Annotated in this window: 1 protein-coding gene; it reads right to left on the bottom strand. The window is 42.3% G+C overall.

Annotated features, from left to right (window positions below; translation table 11 throughout):
* The coding region (locus tag AB4653_RS11110) for a VWA domain-containing protein (RefSeq protein WP_372104173.1) at positions 1 to 3,538 on the bottom strand (3,538 nt) is incomplete at both ends.

Below are 3,538 nucleotides of genomic sequence, written 5' to 3'. Positions count from 1 at the left end.
CCTCTAAGTGTATCGTGACCCGTACCGCCTCGAAGACCATCGTTACCTTCACCGCCATCAATGACGTCATCGCCTGACCCGCCGAATATAACGTCTGAGCCACCTTCTCCGTAGATATAGTCACTACCGCCGCCACCATGAGCAACATCCAAGTTTGCTGTACTGTTATTAGTAGCAGCTATCTCACTATCTTCACCTTGGTTAGGGTTAAGTATTACGTTCGAATCGCGACCTTGAGTGAAAACATCTTTAATATAAGTGTTTATCGCATCTTGGTTAGACGCTTGCCCAGTATTTTGGTCCAAGACAGCATGACTATCACCAAGATAAATGACATCGTCACCCTGGCCAGTCCAAACAGCATCGCCAGCATCACCAACATTGATTGAAACACCTTTGTTGATATCAACATTGTCTACAATCTTGTTGTAACCCGCTTGTCCATTGGTTACTGCAGGTGATCCTATCCAACTCAAATTATCATGAAGAACTTTAACAGAATCGATCATCTTGCCTGTAGACGACACATCTACGCTGCCTTTTGAACCCATTACATCAAATGAAATATTGCTAGTGCTTGTATCACCATCACCATCTTTCAATGTGTAATCGAAGTCTACGGTTTCAGGTCTAGCTTGTGGTTTGCCACCAAATTTGTACGAACCCGTATCCATATCGATACTCAAAGTGTACTTGCCATCGACCGTAACTTTTAACTCGTTTGTTGATTCATTTTTGGTAAAGCTGATCTTAGAGTTCTGTCCTGTAGAACTGATAGTTGAACCATCAAAATTAAAAGTTACGCCATCAATAACTAACTGACTAACATAACCACCATCAGCGCCAAAGCCACCATTAGTTACCAATGAACCATTAACGGTTTGAATTATTGGCTGGGTCAATATATCTGTTAGTTGGCTCGACGAATCAATAACTATCGCTGAAGAGTCTGTTCCCGTCAGACCATCGTGAGAAACCAAATCAATTTGGCCTTTGTCAAGATAACCTCCCGTTATACCTATAGCTTGAGAAGTAATACCATTATCATCTAAATGTTTAGTCCAAGTTTTCGCTTCCCAATAATCTATCCTATCATCTTGGTTTGGAATTCCATCAGTAATAAAGTAACTGACGTTATTCGCATCAGGGAGCTTACTATCTTCGTCATGGTCCCATGAAGTACGGGCTTTACGTAAAGCATCATCATAATCAGTATTATTCTTAGGTTTTAGCTTATTGATTTCTGTAATAGCTTCACTAACAGAGAACCAAGATTTACTACCGTCATGTATGAGTTTAGCGTTGCCGGTAAATGTCACTATTTGGACTTTTACATCGCCAAGCGTGTCATATTGCTGGAGCATCTTAGCAAGAGACTCTTTTAAAATAGCTAAACGAGTCTTACCAGCAACGCCAGAATCGTAGCCCATAGAGCCAGACACGTCGATTACCAACTGAATATTCGTATCTGATTTTGTTTCTGGGGTAACTGGCACATCAATAGCTGTTGCAACAGGCTGATCATCTTCAATCGAAATCGTAATTTGCCCCCCTGAACTCTTAAGCCCCGAAGTGTCTTTAGCAATGACCGGGATCTGAATGACTAGATTGTCTTCGCCATTAGTATTGGGGTGATCTACCGGAGCTTTCAATTGTATGTCGTAGTGACCATTTCTATCCAATGTTGCTTCAATAACAACTTTTCCGTTAGCAGTACCAGTAAGTGCATGACCATCAGGCGATACCGCCCAATCAATAGTATGCCCTTCTGATGTCAAAGGCTGACCGGTCGATGTTGTAATGTTGATTGAGCTTGTTTCACTAAACACAGTGTCAGACAAGTTGTTATTAGCGTCAGTAATAACAAGATTACCTTGTATAGAGTGACCATCCGTAGAGTCAGTAGGTAACCCAATAGTATCAGTGATACCACCGTTTAGGCCTTCTTCTGAAACGCTAACTGATTGGTTTTTGATTACAGGTGCAACTTCATTATCGAGTATAAAACCTGTGCCAGTGTCTCTGCCAATAGTAATCGTATAATTTTCAGTATTTTCTACAAGAACGTCATCTAATGTAGGAACGATAACTTTAAAGTAATATACGCCTTTAGGCACGACAATAGATTGTCCATCGGCGCTCAATGTGACGCCATTAGTAAACGAAATGTCTGATTTTTTAACGTCACTACTATTAGGGAGGTTTATTGAGTATGTTACGTCTACATCAGAAGAACCAGTAAGTAAAACGCTATACTCTAAGGTCCCACCCTCAATTACCGAACGAGCATTGGCAACATTTACAGTTGGTTTATCAGCAGCGTCTTCGTTTATAGAACCCGACGCGCTAACACCGTGCTGACCGTGATTAATGATTACATCCTTACTAGCATCTGTTGAAGATTGGAAAGGTATCTCACTCAACTTAATCCCAAAGTCTTCAGATGTTTCGAAACGGTTGTCATTTATTGTATCTACATTAACTTTGAAATCCGTAACTTTCGCAGGAAGCGTGAATGTACCATCCACTTCATTTACCGGAATAGTCTTAATCACTCCGCCAGAAACATAAGTGACTGTAACCCCAGAAAACGGCTTACTACTGTCTACGGCTAAATCCTCAAAGTTTGCTTTACCAACGCCATTAGAAAATTCAAACTCGACTTTCATCTCAATCGACGCTTCAGACACCTTCGATAGTTGCCCATCAAATACGGCCGTGCTTCCTTCATCAACAGCATTAGCATTCGTCAATGTAAGCGTAGGGTTATCTGTATGATCTAACTTGATTGTACCCTGACCTTTCAGATCAGAATTAGCTTCATCAATACTTGACGTTCCGCCGACCTGAGATTTTGTATCTACAATGTGTAGTCCAAAACGTTCAGTCCATTCAAATTTATCGTCTTGCACGGTTTGAACCGTTACACGAAGCTCAGTTCTTCCTGCCGGAATTTCTACATAACCGTTAACGACGTTAGCAACTTGGAATACACCGTTAGCATCTTTGTATTCGTAAGTTAGGCTATTGGTATCAATATCATCAAATTCGGTATCGTAACCATTCGTTGTCGCTTCAAATTTAACATACTGTTTTTCAGAAGAGGCTTCATTTAATGTCACTTTAAAGGATGCTTTATCTCCTTCATCGACAGGCGCAGCATCATGGACTTTGATAGTTACGTCATGATCAATGATGGTGGCCGTGTTACTTTGAGTGCCCACGGTTAACGTGAACGTCTCGTTCGCTTCGTCAATCGTGTCTCGAGTCGTCGCCACGGTCGCCGTAAATGTCGTCACGCCCGCTGGAACCGTGATTTGCTTAGTCACGGGATCGTACGTTACGCCGTTGCTGAACGTCACGTTGCTTGGGTCTTTATCAAAGTCCGCCTCTATCGCAGTGCCTTCGGCCAACGCAAAATCAAACGTCATGTCCGTCGAACTTGGGTTCGATAAGCTCACCTCAAACACCGCGCCTTCGCCTTCATCCACTTGCGTGCCTTGGCTGTCAACCGCAGGCTTCACGCCCGTCACTGTTG

The organism is Vibrio sp. 10N.222.48.A3 (assembly GCF_041475345.1).
Classification (GTDB): domain Bacteria; phylum Pseudomonadota; class Gammaproteobacteria; order Enterobacterales; family Vibrionaceae; genus Vibrio; species Vibrio tasmaniensis_A.
The sequence above is the reverse complement of the archived record's forward strand: the minus strand, read 5'-3'. Positions and strand labels throughout refer to the sequence as shown.